Consider the following 21,182-nt stretch of genomic DNA (forward strand, 5'->3'; position numbering starts at 1 on the left):
CTGAAAAGAATGAAGTTAAGATTGGAAGGTGGAAGCGGTCATGCAAATACAATATACTTTGTTGCATTGTTTAAAACAATTGAATGGTGAAAGAACCGTTTCTTCTATTTATTATTTACTAAAGGGCAAACGTTCTTCGCAAACTTTACAAGATGGAAATATGTTCCGAATTTCTTTTTTGTTCGGAATATATAAATCATTAAATAGAAATGACTATGATGGTGAAGTTGCAAAGTTGTTGCAAGCGGATTTTATTCAAGAAATACATGAAAATACATATGTGTTAACACCTACGGGTAAAATGCAGTTACATAAATGGGAGGAAGTTTATGCTTTTCCGGCGCATTTGCATGGTTTACATTATGGTGAATTAGGTGAAACATTTTGGAAAAGATTATCATTAATTATTCAAACCATATCAAATTTACAACAGAATAATACGAGGTTTATTCCAATTCAGCAAGATACAGAAATAATGATGTGGGTGAAACGTTTTCTAACAGGAAGGCCATATAAGAGAAGTGAGTTGGCGAGAAAACTATGGACGGAAGTACATAATCTTTTAGAAAAGAGTAATGCGATAGAAGCGACGATTGTAACATATCGATTAACGGGTTATGAACGCATTGGTTGTACATTGCAACAATTAGCAGAAATTACGAAACAAGATATATTCAGGGTGTATTTTTTATTTTGGGGTACAATACATTTCTTTATACAAGAAGTTCGTGATAAAGAAAATGAATTTCCACTATTAGCTGAAATTATATCTTATCCAAATGAGAGAGCTGAATTATTTAGTTTATCCACGAAAAAAACATATAATTTTTGGAGACAAGGACGTTCTTTAGAAGAAATAGCGACGATTCGGAATTTAAAGGTTGCAACGATAGAAGATCATTTTGTTGAAATTGCTTTGCGAGAAAAAGATTTTTCTATTGAAATGTTTATGGAAAAAGAAAAGATAGACAAAGTAATAAAAGTAATTGAAGCATTGCAAACGCGGAAGTTACGTGTTTTGAAACAAGCGGTTGGAGAAGATATCTCTTATTTTGAAGTTCGTCTTGTATTAGCGCGGATGGAGGGTGTAAATGAAACTTGAAGAATATTTATATAAGTGGTTTGGATATTCTGAATTTCGTCCAGGTCAAAAAGGAGTAATTACAGATTTATTAGAAGGAAAAGATGTGATAGCAATGCTTCCGACTGGAAGAGGGAAATCTATGTGCTATCAGTTTCCGGGGCTTATGCGAGAAGGAACAGTGCTTGTTGTATCACCGTTATTATCTTTAATGGAAGATCAAGTGACACAATTAAAGTATGTTGTGAAAAACCGAGTGATAGCATTTAATAGTTTTCGGACATTAAATGAAAAAAGAGAAGCGATGAAAAAATTATCTTCATATAAATTTATTTTTGTTTCACCAGAGATGTTGCAGTCGGAGTTATTAATTAGGGAATTGAAGAAAATTCATATTTCATTATTTGTTGTTGATGAGGCTCATTGTATTTCTCAATGGGGTTATGATTTTAGACCGGACTATAAAAAACTAAATGTAGTTATTGAAAATATTGGTTCTCCTACAGTATTAGCATTGACAGCCACAGCGACAAAAGGGGTACTGCAGGATATCGCAGATAGTTTAAATTTAAAGGGTGCCGCGGAACATGTATACTCTATTGATCGTCCTAATATTGCAATGGATGTGCAATTTGTAGAGACGATAGAAGAAAAGAAAGAGGCGCTTTTAGAGCAGGTGATGTATTTACAAGGGCCGGGGATTGTATATTGCTCAAGTAGAGCGTGGACAGAAAGGTTAACGGAATACTTGAGAGGGAAAGGTGTTACTGGTGTAGCTTTTTATCATGGTGGTATGGAACATGAAGAGCGTATGTTAATTCAACAGCAGTTTATGAACGATCAATTGCAACTTGTAATATGCACAAGTGCATTTGGTATGGGGGTAAATAAGGCGAATACGCGATATATTATTCATTTTCATTATCCAACTAATATAGCCTCTTACTTACAAGAAATCGGAAGAGCTGGAAGAGATGGCGAACCGAGTATAGCTATTTTATTATGTAGTCCGTTGGATCATGATTTACCAATTTCAATCATTGAGGATGAATTGCCAAGTAAGTCACAAATAAAATTTTTATTTTCTTTACTACAAGAAAGAATATTTCAAACGAAGGAATTACCAATAGAAGATGTAGAAGAAATTTGTTATAATGCAGCAAGATTTAATGAGCAATATTGGCGTTTCGTTCGTTATCATCTCGAACAGGTTGGAATTATACAACAACGAAGATTATTATTAGAAGGTTTGTCAGATGAAATCATGAATCGATTAATAGCTGAAGTAGAAATAAGGTTGCGTAATAAATATAGTGAGCTAGAAAATATGAAGTCATGGATACAAGTTAAAGGGTGTAGACGTGAATATGTGCTGCAACAGTTCGGTTATAGGAAAGAGCAAGAGTTAATTAATTGCTGCGATTATTGCGGTATTACCAAAGAAGATTATAAAAAAAGACGAGCGCAACAATCGGATTTCGACTATAATTGGGAAACAGAGTTACAAAAGCTTTTCGGCCTAGAAAAGATGGAGGAATGATGAACATTCAAAGGCATAATGTTGAAGATATGAGTCCGCAGGAAATAAGGCTGAATCTATATATAACACAGTTAATTATTATCGGTATTGGCTGTTTACTGGCATATATATTATTTCAAGATGTAAAAGAAGTCTTTAATTTATGGAAATGGGAACCAGTATCTATACTTATTATAGGTGGTTTGTTAGCGATTGGTATTGTGTTATTAGATTATGTTGCAATGCGAGTGTTTCCGGAGTCATGGTTTGATGATGGTGGTATTAACGATAAGATGTTTCGAGGAATGTCCGTTCTACACTTACTCGTTATTACGTTCTTGATTGGTTTTGCAGAAGAATTTTTATTTAGAGGTGTAGTACAGACTCATTTTGGAATTGTAATTGCGAGCTTCGTATTTGCAGTGTTACATATTCGTTATATAACAAAGCCATTTTTATTTTGTTTCGTCTGTTTTATTAGTTTTGTCTTTGGTTATGTATTTGAATGGACAGGAAATTTGTTTATAACAATCTTTGCACACTTTCTTGTTGATTTTATAATGGGACTCCAATTAAGAAAATAAATGGAAGGTGGTGGTGAACAACATGAGGAAACGAATTCCTGATTTTGAAGAGGAATTAGAAGTTGAGCGAGTGGAAGAAAAAGAAAGTTTACCGCCGCGTAGTGAAATTCATAGAAATAAAGAGAAAAAACAAAAGTTTAAAATAAATCACATTTTCGTCCGGGTTTTAACATTTCTATTCATTCTTCTGCCGATTAGTATTTTGTGGTACACGGATAAATATATTCAGGTGAAGGGTGATAGTAATAATGCTGGAAAAAGTGCGTTTGAAGTAATCTTCTTTGATTCAGCTAAATCTGAGTCGCAGAAACATTCTGAAAAAGTAATAACGCATACTGTGAAAGAGGGAGAAACTTTAGAAAGTATAGCGAAGCAATATTTTTCAGATGGAAATGGAATTGAAGTAATTAAAAAGTATAATAACTTGCAGGAAGATGAAGTGAGTGCAGGTCAAGAATTAAAAATTCCGATAAAAGATAAGTCCACAAAGCAAGAAAGCTAGCGAGTTAAGCGATCACAGTTTGTTATAAAAGCCTAGGATTATCTTTATGAGGAGGGAGTCAAAAATATGATATGGATTATATTATTCAGTACTCTCATAGGCATGGGGATTTTATTACTTTTTGTGATGTATAAAGAAGCGATGCGTAATACGGTGTTGGAACATACTTTAGTATTTAAAGAATTTCCGAAAAGTTTTCAAAAAGTAAATGTGTTTTTTATTTCTGATATTCATAGAAGGGTCATTTCGAATTTGTTAATTGAACAAGTAAAAGGAAAAGTAGATCTCGTAATTATCGGAGGAGATTTAGCAGAGAAAGGTGTCTCTTTATCAAAAATCTCTGCGAATATTCAAAAGTTAAGAGAGATAGGTCCTGTATATTTTGTGTGGGGAAACAATGATTATGAGATAGAATATCATGAATTAGATGCGTTATTATTAGAAAATAACGTAAAAGTTTTAGATAATACAAGAGTGGTATTTGAGTCTGAATTAGGAGAGAAAATTTGTTTGCTCGGTATAGATGATGTTGGATTGCACCGTGATCGTCTAGATTTGGCATTGGCGGATTGTAAAGAAGATGGTTTTCGTATCCTAGTTAGTCACAACCCTGATATAATAAAAAAAATGTCTGGAAATGAACAGATTTCACTTGTGTTAAGTGGACATACGCATGGAGGACAAATCCGATTATTCCCATCTAAAAAATATTTAAAAGGTGGCGTATATAACCATTTGAATACGATTCTCTTTGTTAGTAATGGGTATGGAACAACATTGATACCACTTCGTTTCCGAGCACCTGCTCAAACACATATCATTACATTGTGCGGAGGGAAATGATGCCAACTCTTAGTGGGAAATATAATATAAAAGCCGTTTCGAATATAATTGGAGTTCAGCCGAGTACGCTTCGTGCATGGGAAAGACGATATCAAATTATTGCCCCAAAGCGGAATCAAGCTGGGCATCGCTTATATACAGAAGAGCATATTCAAATTTTAAAATGGTTAATGGAAAAAGTTTCTTCCGGTATGATGATTGGACAAGCAGTTCAGTTATTAGAAGAGAATCGTTTGCAGAGTACAGTTCAAAAAGAGATACATTTCGATAAAGAAGTTGTTTTAGTGGACGATTTGCTACAAGCTTTGTTAAAATTTGATGAAATTACAATTGCTGCATTATTAAACGAAGCTTTTAGTATATATTCAACAGAAAAGGTTGTTGCCAGTATCGTTCTTCGAGTGACAGACAAATTATTAACGTCAAAAAATAATAATGAGATTTCAATGGTGCAATTTCAATATGCACTATCATTTTTACAAACGCGTCTAGGGATGGTGTATCACAATGCCTCAATGTTTTCCTCTTTACACAAAGTTATTGTGTTAGAAAAGGATGCATTGAAAGGATTTATTTTTTCAACTTATTTACGCTTAAAAGGATATGAGGCGATATATATTAGGACAAGCTTAGCTGAAGATGGTATGTTATCAGCGGTAGAGGAAATACAGCCGAAATATGTATTTATATCTTTTGCTGACGAACAAGAAATGAAAAAGACGATGAACTTTATAAATTTATTACAAGAAAAAAGGGAATCTCTTTCTGTTGGATTTATCGGAAAGCTAGGCGTTCTAAACCAGTTGGACATTGAAACAATCTTAATTGGTGATACGAAAGAAGAATGGGATGGATGGTTAAAAATGTCGGAATAGTTGTTCGAAAAGAACCATCTATTTTCTATTTCATATAATAAAAATTAGATGCATTGGTTACGTAGGGAGGGTATGAGATGAGGCTGGAACGATTAAATTACAATAAGATAAAAATTTTTCTAACATTTGATGATTTATCTGAACGAGGATTAACGAAAGAAGATTTATGGAGAAATGCACCGAAAGTACAGCAATTATTTCGTGATATGATGCAAGAAGCAAATAAGGAATTAGGGTTTGAAGCAGATGGTCCGATTGCAGTTGAAGTGTTTTCTCTACAAGCACAAGGGATGGTTGTAATTGTAACGAAAGAAAATCAAGAAATGGATACAGATGATGAGTTCCGTGACGAGTTTATTGAAATGCAAGTGACTCTAGATGAAAGTGAGCATATATTATATGAGTTTGCTACGCTAGATGACGTAATTAACCTGTCGAATCGCTTATATAACCTTGGTGTAACTGGCGGAAAGCTATATACGTGGGATGAGCGCTTCTATCTTTGGGTGGAAGAAGAGGAACAAATTCAATTGTTAAAGGCGGATTTTATAGCTATTTTAGCGGAATACGGTAATCCGTCTACAGCAACCATTTATCGCATCATGGAGTACGGTAAAGAATTAATGGATGTTAACGCGATAGAACAAATACACAATTACTTTGTGAAAAAACAAAACCTCAGCTAATACAACATAGCTGAGGTTTTGTTTTTATTTGGAGAAGGGAAGGGATGATTGTAAATACTCGAACATACTTTTTGAAAATAAAATATGCAGTTTTATGGGAGTGTGGTTGATGAAAATAAAAAATATTTAAATATTTAAGTATTTTACTTTTCTAAAAGTAATAAAAGGACTATAATAATAGTGAAAACGCTTGCAACAGAAAATAGTTTGTATATATTTGTTAGCGTTTTCTATTGCATTCCAAATTTAAGGGTGTATACTAGGCAATGAAGGTTTACTAAACAAGTGAAATTACAGGGGGTTTACTTACTATGGTAGCCGAAAAGGGAACTCAAACAAAAACACAACAACAAAGGGAACAACATTTTGAACTATTGAATTCAACACAAATTGTTATTAGTGAAGCGTTAGAAAAATTGGGTTATCCAAACGAAGTATATGAATTATTAAAAGAACCAATTCGTATGATGACAGTGAAAATACCAGTTCGTATGGATGACGGGACTGTTAAAATATTTACAGGATATCGTGCGCAACATAATGATGCTGTTGGTCCAACGAAAGGTGGAATTCGCTTCCATCCGAATGTAACAGAAAATGAAGTGAAAGCACTTTCAATCTGGATGAGTTTAAAATGTGGTATTGTTGATTTACCATATGGTGGAGGTAAGGGTGGAATTATCTGTGATCCACGTGAAATGTCATTCCGTGAGTTAGAAAGATTAAGCCGCGGTTATGTACGAGCAATTAGCCAAATCGTAGGTCCGACGAAAGATATTCCAGCTCCAGATGTATTCACAAACTCTCAAATTATGGCGTGGATGATGGATGAGTATAGCCGTATTGATGAATTTAATTCACCAGGATTTATTACAGGTAAACCGCTTGTATTAGGTGGATCACATGGACGTGAAACAGCAACAGCGAAAGGTGTAACAATTTGTATTCGCGAAGCTGCTAAAAAACGTGGCATTGATATTAAGGGTGCACGCGTTGTTGTTCAAGGATTCGGTAATGCTGGTAGCTTCTTAGCTAAATTTATGCATGATGCAGGTGCGAAAGTTATTGCAATCTCAGATGCTTACGGCGCGTTACATGATCCAAACGGATTAGATATTGATTATTTATTAGACCGTCGTGATAGCTTCGGTACAGTAACAAAGCTATTTAACAATACAATTTCAAACAAAGAATTGTTAGAACTTGATTGCGATATTTTAGTACCAGCTGCAATTGAGAACCAAATTACAGAAGAAAATGCTAATGATATTAAAGCGAAAATCGTTGTTGAAGCTGCAAATGGTCCAACAACATTAGAAGCGACTAAAATTTTAACAGATCGCGGAATTTTGCTTGTTCCAGACGTGTTAGCAAGTGCTGGTGGTGTAACAGTATCTTACTTTGAGTGGGTACAAAACAACCAAGGTTACTACTGGACTGAAGAAGAAGTAGAACAACGTTTAGAAAAAGTAATGGTAAGATCATTTGATTCTATTTATGAAACAGCACAAGTTCGTAAAGTGAACATGCGCTTAGCGGCGTACATGGTTGGTGTTCGTAAAATGGCTGAAGCAAGCCGCTTCAGAGGTTGGGTATAAAATATTATATCTTGAGAAAACGTGATTTCCTTTCGAGGGAATCACGTTTTTTTGTTGAAGTATTAAATGAGGTGTTGTATATGGAGAATGAAATGCTGGAACGAGTAGAACAATTAGAAGAGAAGGTTAAGAGGTTAGAGGGAGAACTTGCAAGAACGATGAAAGCTCGAAAAATAAGTACCGTTCGGATGTTCGGGGAAGGGTTACTGTTTTTGGTATTTGGTGTGGTTGTAGTAGGGCCGATTATTGCCGTTGTAATCTCGATTTTTACTTGGCTTGCTGAAAAATAAAATAAAAATAAAAAGAACGCTTGTTCTATACGAACAAACGTGCTATACTCTCCTTAGATAAACAAAACGGAAATGATTTTAAGGAGAGATAAATGATGAAAATGACAGTAGACCAAAGATTTATGATGCCAGCAGATGTTGTAGAGCGAGTGGAAGTATTACGAAACAAACAAAGCAAGCGTGGCACATTATTACAATCGGTAAATAAATTTTTCGGTTTAGATACGAAAGAAGATTGTGTTTGGTTTTACGGTTTTTATGGAGTGGCTGTAAGTATAGTGTTGTTTATGGTGTTCACTTCAAATATTTTCGATTTTCTCTTCGCGTAAGAAATATGCGATAAGGACATTGCTACCGAATACATATATAAGGAAGTAAGGTAATCTTCTAGAGCGGGAGTTGGTAGCAATGGCGATGTTTCCTATAGAGCGCAACTATATTGGATATGGAAGTTCACGACCGGGGATTCCTCTGACTAAAGTGAGATTTATTGTAAGCCATGATACGGGGAATCCTGGAAGCAATGCGATAGGGAATCGAGATTACTTTAATGAATTACAACCGAAAGCTTCGGCGCATACATTTATAGATGATAAAACAATATTGGAGATTATTCCTATAAATGAAGTTGCGTATCATGTTCGATATGGTGTGCCGACGGATAATGACTTATATGGCTATGACGCGAATAAGGCGGCCATTGGAGTGGAACTTTGTTATGGTGGTGATGTTAACTTTTGGGAAGCATATAATCGTTTTACATGGTATCATGCGTATTTATGCCAAAACTTTGGCTTAAATCCGAAAAAAGATATCGTGTCACATAAAACGCTTGATCCAGCTAGAAAGATTGATCCTGAGAATGTATTAGGGAAACAAGGTATTAAATTTCAGCAGTTTTTAGCAGATGTCTATCGGATGTACGTTTCGTTTAGATGACAAATATATGAAAAATGAATACAATAAAGATAGGTGCCTACTGCTGTAAGTAGGTTTTTTCTTGTTTTTATAAATAGTGTATTGGTAGAAGACTAGGAGTGGACGAGTATGCAGAAAGAAACAGTTATTATAATCGGAGGCGGTCCGTGCGGATTAGCGGCTGCAATTTCGTTGCAAAAGGTAGGGATAAATCCGTTAGTAATTGAAAAAGGAAACATTGTAAATGCCATTTATAATTATCCAACTCATCAAACATTTTTCTCTTCTAGTGAAAAATTAGAAATTGGTGATGTAGCTTTTATTACAGAAAATCGTAAGCCAGTTCGAAATCAAGCGCTTGCGTATTATCGTGAAGTAGTAAGACGTAAATCTGTACGTGTAAATGCTTTTGAGCGAGTGGAGAAAGTTCAAAAAGATGGAGAAGCTTTTCAGGTTGAGACGACAAAGCGTGACGGAAGTAAGGAAATATATATAGCGAAATATATTGTTGTAGCAACTGGATATTATGATAATCCAAATTATATGAATGTTCCAGGTGAGGAATTGAAGAAAGTAGCTCACTATTTTAAAGAGGGGCATCCTTATTTTGATCGAGATGTAGTAGTTATAGGTGGGAAAAACTCGAGTGTAGATGCCGCGTTAGAACTTGTTAAATCTGGTGCACGTGTAACGGTACTGTATCGTGGAAGTGAGTATTCACCAAGCATAAAGCCTTGGATTTTGCCGGAATTTGAGGCGTTAGTACGAAATGGTACAATTCAAATGCATTTTGGGGCTCATGTGAAAGAAATTACTGAGCATACATTAACGTTTACAGTTGATGGTGAAGCTCTTACAATCAAAAACGATTTTGTATTTGCGATGACTGGTTATCATCCTGATCATAGCTTCTTAACGAAGATGGGTGTTCAGATTGATGAAGAAACAGGACGTCCAATTTATACAGAGGATAGAATGGAAACGAATGCTGAAAATATTTTCATTGCAGGTGTCATTGCTGCTGGAAATAATGCAAATGAAATATTTATCGAGAACGGAAGATTTCATGGAGATGCGATTGCGCAAACCATTGCATCAAGAGAAAAATAAAAAGGAGCTGTCGGGAAAACCTCGACAGCTCCTTTTTATTCGTGCATAAACATATTTTGAATGGATTCATGAGAATTTGTATTCTCTAATGCAACAAGTAATTTAATGCGTGCTTTTTGTGCATTTAAGCCGTATGTGAATACAATGCCCATATCTTTTAAGTGTTTACCGCCACCTTCATACGAATATACGTCTTGAACGATACCGTTGAAACAGCGAGAAACTAATACGACAGGAATACCTCTATTTAATAATCTTTCTAGACTAGGTAGTGTTCTTGGAGGGAGATTACCTTGTCCAAGAGCTTCGATAACAATGCCGTCTACAGGAAGATTTTCGATTGCTGCTAATAATGTATCATCCATGCCAGCATATGCTTTTAGAACAACTACATTTTTAGACACTTTGTTTATCGTATATGTTTCGTGATGTACTAAAGCGTGATGGAAGACAACGCCGCGTTTTGTTACCATTCCAATTGGTCCGTATTGTGGGCTTTGGAATGTTGCAACATTACTTGTATGTGTTTTCGTTACATTTGTAGCGCAATGAATTTCGTCGTTTAATACGACTAAAACACCTTTTTCTGCAGCTTCATCACAACTAGCAACTTTTACAGCTGATAAGAAGTTATATAGACCATCAGCACCTAACTCATTGCTAGAGCGCATTGCACCTGTCACTACGATCGGAATAGTTGCTTGTACTGTTAAATCTAAGAAATAAGCTGTTTCTTCTAATGTATCCGTGCCATGCGTAATGACTACGCCATGAATGTTGTCTTGTTTTACTCTTTCATCAATGATGACTTGTAATTGTAACATTTCGCTCGGTGTCATATGAGGAGATGGTAGGTGGAACACATCTTCAACGATTAAATCAACATCGCCTTCTAAATCAGGAATGAATTTTAAAAGAGGATTTTTTTCACCTGGTTGTACGACCCCAGTTTCTTTATCTTCCTCCATTGCAATTGTTCCACCTGTGTGTAAAACTAGGATTCTTTTCAATGCTTATACCCCTTTCAAGTAAAAAAATACATTTAGAACATAACATGTTTTGAGTAAATTCGACAATGGAAATGTATAAAAGTATGCCTCGAAAATGACAATAAAATTAACTGCTATATGTACGATGTATAAAATTATGAAACGAAATGTGCAAATATAGTATAGGAGGGAAGAATTCCGGTGAAAAAGGTGGAGAGAATTTTTATTCGTATATTAATAATACAATTCATTTGTCTTTCTGTTGTGCAATTGTTATTTATACATAAGTCATCAGTGAAATATTTATCTAAAATTGTTTATTATGAGGGTGTCATGGTAAAAAACAAAGTGGAAATCTTGCAGGTGAATAGGTAGTTTTCATTTTCTTCTATGAAGGATTATGCTACAATAATTGAGGATTTAATGACGTGAAGCAAATGAGAAGAAGCAGGGTGAACACCTGCTTTTCGTTTTGTTTTATAAGTGAAAAAATGAGGTGTTACAATGGATAAACGAATTTCAATTGCTATAGATGGTCCAGCAGCTGCTGGGAAAAGTACAGTGGCAAAAGTTGTTGCGAAGGAACTTTCTTACGTTTATATTGATACAGGCGCAATGTACCGTACGCTTACATATGCAGCCCTTGAACAAAAAGTAGACATTGAAAATGAAGAGCAGTTAATGGAAGTTGTAAAGAATGTAAATATTGAGTTTCAGCAAGGAGAAAATACACAGCTTGTATTTTTAAATGGACAAGATGTTTCTGAAGTAATTCGTACACCTGATGTGACGAATCGAGTATCTATTGTAGCGAAACATCGCCTTGTTCGTGAAGAAATGGTACGTCGTCAGCAAGAGTTAGCGAAAAAAGGCGGCGTTGTAATGGACGGCCGTGATATTGGTACACATGTATTACCGGATGCTGAAGTGAAAATCTTTATGCTTGCTTCTGTTGAAGAAAGAGCGGAAAGAAGACATTTAGAAAATTTAAATAAAGGTTTCGAATCTAATTTAGAGCAGCTAAAAGAAGAAATTGCTCAGCGTGATAAATTAGATTCAGAACGCGAAGTTTCTCCACTAAAAAAGGCTGATGATGCATTGGAATTAGATACGACTTCTTTATCAATTGAAGAAGTTGTCCAAAAAATTATGAGCATTGTTTCTGGAGTGTTTGCGAAATAAAGAAAGGGGATAGTCCTCTTTCTTTTTTTGTTTAAATAGAAATGTAAAGGATACGTGAATTGTGAGTCTCTTTCCTTGACAAATGAGCTGATTTGTAAGAAGTTAGTTAAAGAGGAATAAAACTGTCAGAATATATTCGCTATTATATTTCAAAACATACTTTTTTCAAGCTGGTTTTGCTGTATACTATTTATATAGGTTTAATATATTTTCTTGTGAATGTTATTGAAAAAGAGTATGTGATGAGAAATTCTTAAACATGCAAATGAAAACTTTGTTTTCATTTCGTATATACATAAAAAATGCTTTGTCAATTCTGTAGGGAGGTATTTCCATGGTAGAGAAAATGAATGAAGAAGTTATGGATTCAAAAGAATTACAAGTTGGTGACGTTGTTACAGGTTCTGTAACGAAGGTTGAAGAGAAACAAGTGCTTGTAAATGTTGGATACAAAACAGATGGCGTAATTCCAATTAGTGAATTAGCTAACGTTCATATTGAAAAAGCAAGCGATGTTGTAGAATTAGATCAAACACTAGAGTTGAAAATTATTAAATTAGAAGAAGATGATCTTGTCTTATCTAAACGTGCTGTTGATGCAGAAAAAGCATGGGTAGAACTACAAGAGAAATTTACTTCTGGTCATGTATTTGATGTTACTGTAAAAGATATTGTGAATGGCGGATTAGTTGTGGACCTTGGTGTTCGCGGTTTTATTCCAGCTTCACTTGTAGAAGTACATTATGTAGAAGACTTTACTGACTATAAAGGTAAAACATTAGCGGTGAAAATTGTTGAATTAGACCGTGAAAAAAATCGTGTAATCCTTTCGCATAAAGCGGTAGTAGAATTAGAACTAGATTCTAAGAAAAAAGAAGCAATTTCTTCATTAAAAGAAGGGGACGTTGTTGAAGGAACAGTACAACGATTAACTGACTTTGGCGCATTCGTTAACGTTGGTGGAGTGGACGGTTTAGTTCACATTTCACAAATTTCACACGAACGTGTAGAGCAACCTTCTGAAGTGTTAGAGCAAGGTCAAAAGGTTAAGGTAAAGGTGTTATCTGTTGATGCTGATACACAACGTATTTCTTTATCAATTAAAGCAGCTCAACCAGGACCTTGGGAAAACGTTGCTGGCGAAATAAAAGCTGGAGATATTCGTGAGGGAGTAGTAAAACGCCTTGTTACATTTGGTGCATTCGTTGAGATTTTACCGGGCGTTGAAGGGCTTGTACACGTATCTCAAATTGCAAATCGTCACGTGAAAAATCCGAATGAAGTATTGGAAATGGGACAAGAAGTAAAAGTGAAAGTACTTGAAGTTCACGTAGCAGAGAAACGTATTTCTTTAAGTATAAAAGAAGCGCTTGAGGAAAATAATGTAACTGAAGATTATAGTCAGTATGAGCCAAATGCTGATTCTGCTACTTTCCAATTAAGTGATATTATTGGTGAACAACTGAAAAAATTAAAGAAATAATGAGGGGTACAAGTGGTAAGGGCAAAACGTAAATTAGATCATATTGAATACGCTCTTTCTACTGGTCAGTCTCGTACGCATGGCTTTCATGATATTGATTTTGTGCATCAAAGCTTGCCAAATTCAAATTATGACACAATAACATGTGAAACAAAAATCGGCGAACTTTCACTAAGTTCGCCGATTTTTATCAATGCGATGACTGGTGGTGGAGGAGAGAAAACGTTACATATTAATGAGCAATTAGCATATGTAGCGAAACATCATAACCTTGCTATGGCTGTAGGTTCGCAAATGGCGGCGTTAAAAGATGAAAGTGAAGCTGCTTCTTATAAGGTGATTAGAAAGGTAAACCCAAATGGTATTTTCTTTGCTAATTTAGGTAGTGAGGCAACTATCGAGCAGGCAGAGCGCGCCGTTGATATGATTGAAGCGAATGCATTACAAATTCATTTAAATGTCATACAAGAGTTAACGATGCCAGAAGGAGACCGTGATTTTACTGGAGTACTTCAGCGCATTGAGAAAATTGTTTTAAATAGTAAAGTTCCTATCATTGTAAAAGAAGTTGGATTTGGGATGAGTAAGGAAACAATGCAACAGTTAGTGAACGTAGGTGTAACAGCAATTGATATTGGTGGGCAAGGTGGTACGAATTTTGCTGCTGTTGAAAACGAAAGAAGACAGCGAATGCTTTCTTATTTTAATAACTGGGGCATACAAACAGCAACCTCGATTATTGAAGCAACCTCTACAAATAATAACCTCTCTTTTATTGCATCTGGGGGTATACAAACAGCGCTTGACGTAGCGAAAGCAATCGCATTAGGGGCGAATACAACTGCGTTTGCTGGTTATTTTTTACGTATTTTAATGCAAGATGGTATCGAGAAGTTAGTAGATGAAATTGAGCTTCTACATACAGATTTGAAATTTATAATGACAGCTCTTGGTGCGAAGACGATAGAAGAGTTGCAATCTGTACCTCTTGTTGTAAAGGGTGAAACATATCATTGGTTAATGCAGCGTGGTATTGATACTGCGCATTATAGTAGGAGATAAAAAATCAACCATTCGGTTGATTTTTTTTTGTTCTATTCTTTTTCGTAATATAAAGTGGAGAATGGAATTAGTATTATATAAAAATATCATTTCGTAAAAATTGTAATTGAAAAAGGGTTGAAAAATGTAGATGGTGTGTTGTCGAATTACTGGAGAGAACTTAATTTTTAATGGGAATAGGTGAAGGTAAAAAGAAGTAATGGGAAGATATAGTATGCGAAATATTATTTCGATATAAATAGAAATCATTAAACTGATTATGTAAAAGACGGTTTCGTACAATATAGAAACCGTCTTTTTGTATTAATTAGTGCTGGTTTTGTTTTCGAGCCTGTTCTGGTGTATCAAGTCCAGTTGCACCTGGATATTGTAGTGATTGATCACGATCGGATTCAACGCGGCGTGATTCTCGTAGTTTTCGTTCTTGGCGATCTTTACCCATAATGAATAACACCTCCTTGTTAAAAGTGTTGCTGTTATAAGAAAAAACTATGCGTAAATAAAGTGGATTAACTTTCATAAAAAGTTCCCATAATGGAAAACATAGGAGGTGAAGTTGATGGATGGAAGTACTTTTTATTTTGTAGCTTGGATAGGGTGGATCATTGTAACCTTTTTTATGAAAAAGGACCCTATCCGGTGGAAGTTAGGCGCTTGTATACTGATTTTTATAATTTGCTCTCCGTTACATGTAACGATTGCCTCATTCGTGGTATCAGTAAATGCTCTTTTACTTTGTATTATTTCTTTTATAGGGATCACGCTATATTCCGTCTGGAAAAAATTGTATAGCTTACTTTCGGCACTTATTATTGCAATGTTATATACGAGTTTTCATCTGTTAGAAATATATGATCCGATTTGGATTGTGGTGGATAGAGTGTTTCTGCTAAGTAGTGCTCTTGTGTATGCATCGGTGTTATTGCATGGGGATCGCATATTACGATTATGTTCTCTATATGTAGGGATGTTACAAGGAGAGCTGCTAGTGACATTTATTTTTAGGAAATTGAATTTTCCATATGATTACGGTAGTTTAGCATTTTTTGATATCGTCGCCATTTCTACATTATTCATGGCAATATTGTTTTGGATTGCAAAAGCATCAGTATACATGGAACGGTTTAAGAGAAAAACACGTAAAAGAAAGGCGAGGGTAATACATGACTGAATATACACCAGCCATTTTATGCGGCGTAATAGCAGGGACAGTTACAAGGGTGCTAATGCTTCGGACGGATACGCGGCAATATCCGACGAGGCTACATGGGAAAATTATTCATATTGCAATGGGGTTAATTGCAGCTGCTTTAGGAGCGATTGCAATCCCGTCTATTTTGAAAAAAGATTTTTCTGCCATTACATTTCTTACATTAGCAGCGACACAATTTCGTGATGTACGTAATATGGAAAGAAATACGCTTCAACAATTAGATGGGTATGAGCTCGTACCGCGTGGAAATACATACATTGAAGGAATTGCATTGGTTTTTGAAAGTCGCAACTATTTGGCAATGTTAACGTCGTTTGCAACGACGTTTGCGTATATAGGATTCCGTTCATGGATTGCAGGAGTAATTATGGCTATAATCGCATTTTTTATCGCGAAAAAATTAATGTCTGGTAAAAGGCTACATGATCTTGTTGAAATTGAGCACGTTCCGCTTCGTTTTGAAGGAGCAGGGCTTTATATTGACAATATTTACATTATGAATATTGGATTGCCAGCAAGACAAGAAGAAATTATGAAATATGGTATGGGTTTTATTTTAAAGCCGAAATCAATTGATGCGATGGTTACAGTCTCAAATTTAGGGCAACGACAAGCTATTTTACACGATGTTTCAGTAGCGTTAGGGATTTATAGAGATTCTGGTACACCAGCGCTTGTACCGTTAGCAAAGCGTGATTTAGAGGATGGCAGGGTTGGGATTTTTGTCCTGCCGCAAGATCAAGATGCAGAGAAAGCGATAGGTGTCATAGGAAATGTACCAACGTTAGAAAGTGCTGTCCATATGTCATCGGAAGCCCCAAAAGGAAGGGGAGATAAGAGATGATGTTAGAAAGTGTTATTCTGGCAGTTATAACAACGACTCCAGAAAAATTTGCAGGTGGTGCTCCTTTATTCGTTTGCGAATCGACGGAGGAACTAGAATTTGTTGCAAATAATTTAGAAGCAATTTTAGATGGTATTGCACATCGCTTACAAGAGAATGTATATATTATTGTGAAACATTAGCAACGTGTGTTATAATGTGAGGTGTTTTGATACGTTGAGAAATATTCTGGAATGCAAATCCCTTCTTGCACAAAGAAGGGTTTTTTACATAATAAACAGAAGCAAGTTGAAAGGATGAAAGTATATGCCGAAACCAGTAATAGCGATAGTAGGTCGCCCGAACGTAGGGAAATCTACTATTTTCAATAGAATTGTTGGAGAAAGAGTTTCAATCGTAGAAGATATTCCAGGTGTAACGCGCGATCGTATTTATAGCGCTGGAGAATGGTTAAATCATGAATTTAACATTATTGATACGGGCGGAATTGATATTGGAGACGAGCCGTTTTTGACACAAATTCGTCAACAAGCTGAAGTAGCAATTGATGAAGCGGATGTTATCATTTTTATGACAAACGGTCGTGACGGTGTAACAGCAGCTGATGAAGAAGTTGCAAAAATTTTATATCGTTCAAATAAACCGGTTGTACTTGCAGTAAATAAAGTAGACAATCCGGAAATGCGCAGTGACATTTATGACTTTTATGCATTAGGATTTGGCGAACCATTCCCAATTTCAGGTACACACGGATTAGGGTTAGGTGACTTACTAGACGAAGCTGCACAACATTTTCCAAAGATTGAAGAAGACGGATATGATGAAGACACAATTCGTTTCTCTTTAATTGGACGTCCAAACGTAGGGAAATCATCACTTGTAAATGCTCTTCTTGGTCAAGAGCGTGTAATTGTTAGTAATGTAGCAGGAACAACTCGTGATGCTGTCGATACACCATATAGTAAAGATGGAAAAGATTATGTAATTATTGATACAGCTGGTATGCGTAAAAAAGGAAAAGTGTATGAAAGTACAGAAAAATATAGTGTACTTCGTGCGCTAAGAGCGATTGAACGTTCTGACGTTGTTTTAGTTGTTTTAGATGGTGAAGAAGGAATTATTGAGCAAGATAAAAAAATCGCTGGATATGCTCATGATTCAGGGCGAGCTGTTGTTATCGTTGTAAATAAATGGGATGCAGTGAAAAAAGACGAAAAAACAATGAAAGCATTTGAAGAAAATATCCGTGCTCATTTCCAATTCTTAGAATACGCACCAATTGTTTTCTTATCTGCAAAAACGAGAAAACGTACACAAACATTAATACCGGTTATCGATGAGGTAAATGAAAGTCATAGTATCCGTATTCAAACGAACGTATTAAACGATGTAATTATGGATGCGGTAGCGATGAATCCGACGCCAACTCATAATGGTAGCCGTCTGAAAATTTTCTATGCAACACAAGTTGCGGTAAAACCACCGACATTTGTTGTGTTTGTAAACGATCCAGAATTATTGCACTTCTCATATGAGCGTTTCTTAAAGAATCGCTTACGTGAATCATTTGGCTTCGTAGGAACGCCGATTCACATTATCGCTAGAGCAAGAGACTAATGGAGAGGATGTGATTTTATGACAAAAATCACAGTAGTAGGAGCAGGTAGCTGGGGAACAGCGTTAGCGATGGTATTAGCTGACAATGGACATGATGTACGTATTTGGGGAAATCGCCCAGAACTTATGGATGAAATTAATACGAAACATGAGAATAGTCGATATCTCCCAGGCATTACATTGCCAAGCACAATCGTAGCCTACTCTTCTTTAGAAGAAGCATTAGTAGATGTAAATACAGTACTGCTAGTAGTACCAACGAAAGCGTACAGAGATGTATTACAAGAGATGAAAGAAATTGTTACTGAACCAATTACTTGGATTCATGCGAGCAAAGGAATTGAACCTGGTACGTCAAAACGTATTTCGGAAGTGATTGAGGAAGAAATTCCAGAGCACTTAATTAAAGATGTTGTTGTACTGTCTGGACCGAGTCATGCTGAAGAAGTCGGTTTACGACAAGCGACAACAGTTACGTCTGCAGCAAAGCGTATGGAAGCGGCTGAGGAAGTACAAGATTTATTTATGAATAGTTATTTTCGTGTATACACAAATCCAGATATCGTTGGAGTTGAACTTGGTGGTGCGTTAAAAAATATTATCGCATTAGCTGCTGGTATAACTGATGGTCTTGGATTAGGTGATAATGCAAAGGCGGCATTGATGACACGTGGTTTAACAGAGATTGCTCGTTTAGGAAGAAAAATGGGCGGGAATCCGTTAACGTTTGCTGGTCTAACTGGTATGGGAGACTTAATTGTAACTTGTACAAGTGTTCATAGCCGAAATTGGCGCGCTGGAAATATGCTTGGAAAAGGACACTCTTTAGAAGAAGTGTTAGAAAGCATGGGTATGGTTGTGGAAGGTGTAAGAACAACGAAAGCTGCTCATGAATTGGCAGAGAAAATGGAAGTTGAAATGCCGATTACAGCTGCTTTATATGACGTGCTGTTCAATGGGAATAACGTAAAAGATGCAGTAGGCTCATTGATGGGACGTGTTCGAAAACATGAAGTGGAAGCTATACCTGATTTACTGTAAAGAAAAGCGACAGAAGTACATTTGTACTTCTGTCGCTTTTTTATTTTTTGGGTCTTTTCACCATTTTTTCATTTTTGCATAGGATGAAGAGTAACTTGAGGAGAGGGTGAAAAGAATGGATAATAATATTTTTAATAATATTGAGAAGGAAGCGAAAGTAAATAAAGAGGATATTTTTAAATTAGCATCATCCGTGCAAAATGCGAATTTACGTGATGAAACTGTACTTCGTCAATTAATTCATCAAGTGGCTCTTATGGCGGGACGTGAAGTGCCGAAAGAGCAAGAGGATCAAATTGTAAAAGCGATTATTAATAATAATATGCCAACAGATTTTGGTTCGTTAAGCAAAATGTTTAAAAAATAAATTATGAGAAACAAAGAGTTTGGAGATTGCATATGATAGCCATGAAAGAATGGGAATAGAGCTGTTTTTGGGCATATTTGGTCAACCGAAGCGAGAGATACAATCGCTTCGGTTTTATTTTTGCCTAGATTGGTGAGAAATGCTGGAAAACCTATTGATTAAAGTTACATACTCGCGATTTGTAGTAAAATGTTCTTTTTGTATTTGTTTAAAGATTTTAATTTGTTAAAATAGTATAAAAATAGATTAATAAAAAGGGGTGTGTATATGTCAGAAGGGCTTATGAAAATGTGGTTGGCTTTAGGGGCAATTGGATTTATGTTTTTTGCAGTAAGTTTTATTTTATTAAGTAGACATAGAATAAAGAATAAATTTTTGAAAGGGATTACAGCGTTAGTAGCGTACACCCTTATGATTGTGTCAGGAATTGTTATTTTTCTTGTTGTATTTAGTGGACCTGTACAGCAGTAAATGGAATGGTCTCGAAAATACTACATACGGAGCAAATTAGATTAGTATGAAAAGGTGATGCTAGTGAAAAAATTCCATATTATTTTAATATTTTGTTGTATGAGCCTTTTAACGGGGTGTCTGTATCCGAAAGAAAATATGAAGCAAAATGCGGTTCCTTATGAAGATCAGCTACAGGTTGTTCAAAAAGCTGTTGTGACATTTAAGGAGCAAAATGATGGGATATTGCCAATTAAGACGAGGGATATGAGTACACCTATTTATCAAAAGTATCCAATCGATTTTCAACAGATTGCCCCGCGTTACATACAAGAAGCGCCAGGGAATGCGTATGAAAGTGGAGGAGTATATCAATACGTATTAATAGACGTTGAAACAAATCCGACAGTAAAGTTAATTGATGTTAGGATGGCTGAACAAATTCAGGAACTATCTTTAAAGCTTAGGATGTATCGTGATGAACATCAATATCCACCTTTTAAAAAAGTAATTTCAGATGGTGTATATGAATTGGATTTCAAAAAACTAGGATATAAAGATGTACCACAAGTGACAAGTCCATATTCTGGTAAAGGACTTCCTTTTGTAATTAATGAAAAAGGAGAAGTTTTTGTTGATTATAGAATCGACCTATATGACGCTTTGAAAAAAAATGAAGGGCAGTTTACAGAGGGAGAAGATATTCGAAATATACTTTCGAAAGGTTCCCCGTTTGTACCAGCTTATTCTTTACCGTACACAGTAAAGGACGGAGAACCAATTTTTTTAAAATGATAAGTCATGAACCTTTCTTTTAGTGAATAAGTTCTAGAAGAAAGGTTTTTTATGTTATACAACTTACGATGCAAACAAAAGATATTTTTTAATAGTCATATGAAATTGGACAAAATTATATGATATATTGTCC

The 21,182-nt window shown here is 35.5% G+C and carries 26 protein-coding genes; 24 read left to right on the forward strand and 2 right to left on the reverse strand.

All coding sequences use genetic code 11. The annotated features are described in order from the left end of the window. Window positions 1–40: 40 nt before the first annotated feature. The 12 genes from ACTFN4_RS08390 (at window position 41) to ACTFN4_RS08445 (ending at window position 10,006) form a co-directional block, all read left to right on the forward strand. Window positions 41–1,102 (forward strand): helix-turn-helix domain-containing protein, encoded by a 1,062-nt coding sequence (locus tag ACTFN4_RS08390; protein WP_001167004.1) that lies wholly within the window; start codon window positions 41–43, stop codon window positions 1,100–1,102. Next, the gene (gene recQ / locus ACTFN4_RS08395; RefSeq protein WP_000762973.1) at window positions 1,092–2,621 is read left to right on the forward strand and encodes an ATP-dependent DNA helicase RecQ; all 1,530 of its coding nucleotides are present in this window, start codon (window positions 1,092–1,094) and stop codon (window positions 2,619–2,621) included. Before ACTFN4_RS08390 ends, recQ begins: the two co-directional genes overlap by 11 nt. Beyond that, window positions 2,621–3,184, forward strand: a complete 564-nt coding sequence (locus ACTFN4_RS08400) for a CPBP family intramembrane glutamic endopeptidase (protein WP_001025780.1) — start codon at window positions 2,621–2,623, stop codon at window positions 3,182–3,184. The genes recQ and ACTFN4_RS08400 overlap by 1 nt, the downstream gene beginning before the upstream one ends. Before the next feature lie 22 nt (window positions 3,185–3,206). Then, window positions 3,207–3,686, forward strand: a complete 480-nt coding sequence (locus tag ACTFN4_RS08405) for a LysM peptidoglycan-binding domain-containing protein (protein ID WP_001231553.1) — start codon at window positions 3,207–3,209, stop codon at window positions 3,684–3,686. A gap of 66 nt (window positions 3,687–3,752) precedes the next feature. Further along, the gene (locus ACTFN4_RS08410) at window positions 3,753–4,529 is read left to right on the forward strand and encodes a metallophosphoesterase (RefSeq protein ID WP_000637791.1); all 777 of its coding nucleotides are present in this window, start codon (window positions 3,753–3,755) and stop codon (window positions 4,527–4,529) included. Next, window positions 4,529–5,404 carry a MerR family transcriptional regulator gene (locus ACTFN4_RS08415; protein ID WP_001142718.1) on the forward strand — a complete coding sequence of 292 codons (876 nt, stop codon included), beginning with the start codon at window positions 4,529–4,531 and terminating at the stop codon, window positions 5,402–5,404. Before ACTFN4_RS08410 ends, ACTFN4_RS08415 begins: the two co-directional genes overlap by 1 nt. Window positions 5,405–5,481: 77 nt before the next feature. After that, on the forward strand, window positions 5,482–6,090 hold the full coding sequence (locus tag ACTFN4_RS08420) for a genetic competence negative regulator (RefSeq protein ID WP_001235402.1): 609 nt from the start codon (window positions 5,482–5,484) through the stop codon (window positions 6,088–6,090). Between the two features lie 311 nt (window positions 6,091–6,401). Beyond that, window positions 6,402–7,688, forward strand: a complete 1,287-nt coding sequence (gene gudB, locus ACTFN4_RS08425; RefSeq protein ID WP_000225173.1) for an NAD-specific glutamate dehydrogenase — start codon at window positions 6,402–6,404, stop codon at window positions 7,686–7,688. Window positions 7,689–7,768: 80 nt separating this feature from the next. Then, window positions 7,769–7,978 (forward strand): hypothetical protein, encoded by a 210-nt coding sequence (locus ACTFN4_RS08430; RefSeq protein WP_000426763.1) that lies wholly within the window; start codon window positions 7,769–7,771, stop codon window positions 7,976–7,978. A gap of 92 nt (window positions 7,979–8,070) precedes the next feature. Beyond that, entirely contained in the window at window positions 8,071–8,307 is a 237-nt protein-coding gene (locus tag ACTFN4_RS08435; RefSeq protein ID WP_322368940.1) for a DUF3961 domain-containing protein, read from the forward strand. 79 nt (window positions 8,308–8,386) lie between these two features. Next, window positions 8,387–8,917, forward strand: a complete 531-nt coding sequence (locus ACTFN4_RS08440) for a peptidoglycan recognition protein family protein (protein WP_001240655.1) — start codon at window positions 8,387–8,389, stop codon at window positions 8,915–8,917. Between the two features lie 108 nt (window positions 8,918–9,025). Next, window positions 9,026–10,006, forward strand: a complete 981-nt coding sequence (locus tag ACTFN4_RS08445; protein ID WP_001168522.1) for a YpdA family putative bacillithiol disulfide reductase — start codon at window positions 9,026–9,028, stop codon at window positions 10,004–10,006. Between the two features lie 35 nt (window positions 10,007–10,041). On the opposite strand, the gene ansA is transcribed toward ACTFN4_RS08445, so the two are convergent. Next, a complete protein-coding gene (gene ansA / locus ACTFN4_RS08450; protein WP_000822010.1) occupies window positions 10,042–11,016 on the reverse strand; it encodes an asparaginase in 975 nt (324 codons plus the stop codon). A gap of 180 nt (window positions 11,017–11,196) precedes the next feature. Between ansA and ACTFN4_RS08455 the strand changes: the two genes are divergently transcribed. The 4 genes from ACTFN4_RS08455 to ACTFN4_RS08470 all read left to right on the forward strand — a co-directional run bounded on the left by ACTFN4_RS08455 (window position 11,197) and on the right by ACTFN4_RS08470 (window position 14,722). Beyond that, window positions 11,197–11,370 (forward strand): YpfB family protein, encoded by a 174-nt coding sequence (locus ACTFN4_RS08455; protein ID WP_322368939.1) that lies wholly within the window; start codon window positions 11,197–11,199, stop codon window positions 11,368–11,370. Window positions 11,371–11,499: 129 nt separating this feature from the next. After that, complete coding sequence (cmk, locus tag ACTFN4_RS08460; RefSeq protein WP_061456975.1) at window positions 11,500–12,177, forward strand: (d)CMP kinase; 678 nt, start codon at window positions 11,500–11,502, stop codon at window positions 12,175–12,177. 334 nt (window positions 12,178–12,511) lie between these two features. Then, window positions 12,512–13,660 carry a 30S ribosomal protein S1 gene (gene rpsA, locus ACTFN4_RS08465; RefSeq protein WP_000229559.1) on the forward strand — a complete coding sequence of 383 codons (1,149 nt, stop codon included), beginning with the start codon at window positions 12,512–12,514 and terminating at the stop codon, window positions 13,658–13,660. A 12-nt stretch (window positions 13,661–13,672) separates the two neighbouring features. Then, a complete protein-coding gene (locus ACTFN4_RS08470) occupies window positions 13,673–14,722 on the forward strand; it encodes a type 2 isopentenyl-diphosphate Delta-isomerase (RefSeq protein ID WP_000251036.1) in 1,050 nt (349 codons plus the stop codon). Between the two features lie 307 nt (window positions 14,723–15,029). On the opposite strand, the gene ACTFN4_RS08475 is transcribed toward ACTFN4_RS08470, so the two are convergent. Next, the gene (locus ACTFN4_RS08475; RefSeq protein WP_000513900.1) at window positions 15,030–15,164 is read right to left on the reverse strand and encodes a YpzI family protein; all 135 of its coding nucleotides are present in this window, start codon (window positions 15,162–15,164) and stop codon (window positions 15,030–15,032) included. Window positions 15,165–15,281: 117 nt separating this feature from the next. On the opposite strand from ACTFN4_RS08475, the gene ACTFN4_RS08480 reads away from it, so the two are divergent. From ACTFN4_RS08480 to ACTFN4_RS08515, 8 genes are all read left to right on the forward strand, one after another. Then, a complete protein-coding gene (locus ACTFN4_RS08480; protein ID WP_000349103.1) occupies window positions 15,282–15,893 on the forward strand; it encodes a YphA family membrane protein in 612 nt (203 codons plus the stop codon). Next, window positions 15,886–16,779: a YIEGIA family protein gene (locus ACTFN4_RS08485; protein ID WP_322368938.1), complete on the forward strand. Its 894-nt coding sequence runs from the start codon at window positions 15,886–15,888 to the stop codon at window positions 16,777–16,779. Before ACTFN4_RS08480 ends, ACTFN4_RS08485 begins: the two co-directional genes overlap by 8 nt. Then, window positions 16,776–16,961, forward strand: coding sequence for a capping complex subunit for YIEGIA (locus ACTFN4_RS08490; protein WP_000979059.1), 186 nt, complete (start codon window positions 16,776–16,778; stop codon window positions 16,959–16,961). Before ACTFN4_RS08485 ends, ACTFN4_RS08490 begins: the two co-directional genes overlap by 4 nt. Window positions 16,962–17,085: 124 nt before the next feature. Next, window positions 17,086–18,396: a ribosome biogenesis GTPase Der gene (der, locus tag ACTFN4_RS08495; protein ID WP_001125893.1), complete on the forward strand. Its 1,311-nt coding sequence runs from the start codon at window positions 17,086–17,088 to the stop codon at window positions 18,394–18,396. 18 nt (window positions 18,397–18,414) lie between these two features. Then, window positions 18,415–19,437, forward strand: a complete 1,023-nt coding sequence (locus tag ACTFN4_RS08500) for an NAD(P)H-dependent glycerol-3-phosphate dehydrogenase (protein ID WP_000161763.1) — start codon at window positions 18,415–18,417, stop codon at window positions 19,435–19,437. 115 nt (window positions 19,438–19,552) lie between these two features. Beyond that, window positions 19,553–19,804: a stage VI sporulation protein F gene (locus ACTFN4_RS08505; protein ID WP_000369754.1), complete on the forward strand. Its 252-nt coding sequence runs from the start codon at window positions 19,553–19,555 to the stop codon at window positions 19,802–19,804. Window positions 19,805–20,071: 267 nt separating this feature from the next. Next, a complete protein-coding gene (locus ACTFN4_RS08510) occupies window positions 20,072–20,275 on the forward strand; it encodes a DUF2768 domain-containing protein (protein ID WP_001289008.1) in 204 nt (67 codons plus the stop codon). A 63-nt stretch (window positions 20,276–20,338) separates the two neighbouring features. Continuing rightward, a complete protein-coding gene (locus ACTFN4_RS08515; protein WP_000713407.1) occupies window positions 20,339–21,049 on the forward strand; it encodes a hypothetical protein in 711 nt (236 codons plus the stop codon). Window positions 21,050–21,182: the final 133 nt, after the last annotated feature.

The organism is Bacillus cereus group sp. MYBK95-2 (assembly GCF_051915225.1).
GTDB lineage: Bacteria > Bacillota > Bacilli > Bacillales > Bacillaceae_G > Bacillus_A > Bacillus_A cereus.

What these genes read in the sequence shown, in the direction of transcription:
- ACTFN4_RS08390 (WP_001167004.1), top strand. Translation starts at nt 41, where the DNA reads ATGCAAATACAATATACTTTGTTGCATTGTTTAAAACAATTGAATGGT.
- recQ (WP_000762973.1), top strand. Translation starts at nt 1,092, where the DNA reads ATGAAACTTGAAGAATATTTATATAAGTGGTTTGGATATTCTGAATTT.
- ACTFN4_RS08400 (WP_001025780.1), top strand. Translation starts at nt 2,621, where the DNA reads ATGAACATTCAAAGGCATAATGTTGAAGATATGAGTCCGCAGGAAATA.
- ACTFN4_RS08405 (WP_001231553.1), top strand. Translation starts at nt 3,207, where the DNA reads ATGAGGAAACGAATTCCTGATTTTGAAGAGGAATTAGAAGTTGAGCGA.
- ACTFN4_RS08410 (WP_000637791.1), top strand. Translation starts at nt 3,753, where the DNA reads ATGATATGGATTATATTATTCAGTACTCTCATAGGCATGGGGATTTTA.
- ACTFN4_RS08415 (WP_001142718.1), top strand. Translation starts at nt 4,529, where the DNA reads ATGCCAACTCTTAGTGGGAAATATAATATAAAAGCCGTTTCGAATATA.
- ACTFN4_RS08420 (WP_001235402.1), top strand. Translation starts at nt 5,482, where the DNA reads ATGAGGCTGGAACGATTAAATTACAATAAGATAAAAATTTTTCTAACA.
- gudB (WP_000225173.1), top strand. Translation starts at nt 6,402, where the DNA reads ATGGTAGCCGAAAAGGGAACTCAAACAAAAACACAACAACAAAGGGAA.
- ACTFN4_RS08430 (WP_000426763.1), top strand. Translation starts at nt 7,769, where the DNA reads ATGGAGAATGAAATGCTGGAACGAGTAGAACAATTAGAAGAGAAGGTT.
- ACTFN4_RS08435 (WP_322368940.1), top strand. Translation starts at nt 8,071, where the DNA reads ATGATGAAAATGACAGTAGACCAAAGATTTATGATGCCAGCAGATGTT.
- ACTFN4_RS08440 (WP_001240655.1), top strand. Translation starts at nt 8,387, where the DNA reads ATGGCGATGTTTCCTATAGAGCGCAACTATATTGGATATGGAAGTTCA.
- ACTFN4_RS08445 (WP_001168522.1), top strand. Translation starts at nt 9,026, where the DNA reads ATGCAGAAAGAAACAGTTATTATAATCGGAGGCGGTCCGTGCGGATTA.
- cmk (WP_061456975.1), top strand. Translation starts at nt 11,500, where the DNA reads ATGGATAAACGAATTTCAATTGCTATAGATGGTCCAGCAGCTGCTGGG.
- rpsA (WP_000229559.1), top strand. Translation starts at nt 12,512, where the DNA reads ATGGTAGAGAAAATGAATGAAGAAGTTATGGATTCAAAAGAATTACAA.
- ACTFN4_RS08475 (WP_000513900.1), bottom strand. Translation starts at nt 15,164, where the DNA reads ATGGGTAAAGATCGCCAAGAACGAAAACTACGAGAATCACGCCGCGTT.
- ACTFN4_RS08480 (WP_000349103.1), top strand. Translation starts at nt 15,282, where the DNA reads ATGGATGGAAGTACTTTTTATTTTGTAGCTTGGATAGGGTGGATCATT.
- ACTFN4_RS08485 (WP_322368938.1), top strand. Translation starts at nt 15,886, where the DNA reads ATGACTGAATATACACCAGCCATTTTATGCGGCGTAATAGCAGGGACA.
- ACTFN4_RS08490 (WP_000979059.1), top strand. Translation starts at nt 16,776, where the DNA reads ATGATGTTAGAAAGTGTTATTCTGGCAGTTATAACAACGACTCCAGAA.
- der (WP_001125893.1), top strand. Translation starts at nt 17,086, where the DNA reads ATGCCGAAACCAGTAATAGCGATAGTAGGTCGCCCGAACGTAGGGAAA.
- ACTFN4_RS08500 (WP_000161763.1), top strand. Translation starts at nt 18,415, where the DNA reads ATGACAAAAATCACAGTAGTAGGAGCAGGTAGCTGGGGAACAGCGTTA.
- ACTFN4_RS08505 (WP_000369754.1), top strand. Translation starts at nt 19,553, where the DNA reads ATGGATAATAATATTTTTAATAATATTGAGAAGGAAGCGAAAGTAAAT.
- ACTFN4_RS08510 (WP_001289008.1), top strand. Translation starts at nt 20,072, where the DNA reads ATGTCAGAAGGGCTTATGAAAATGTGGTTGGCTTTAGGGGCAATTGGA.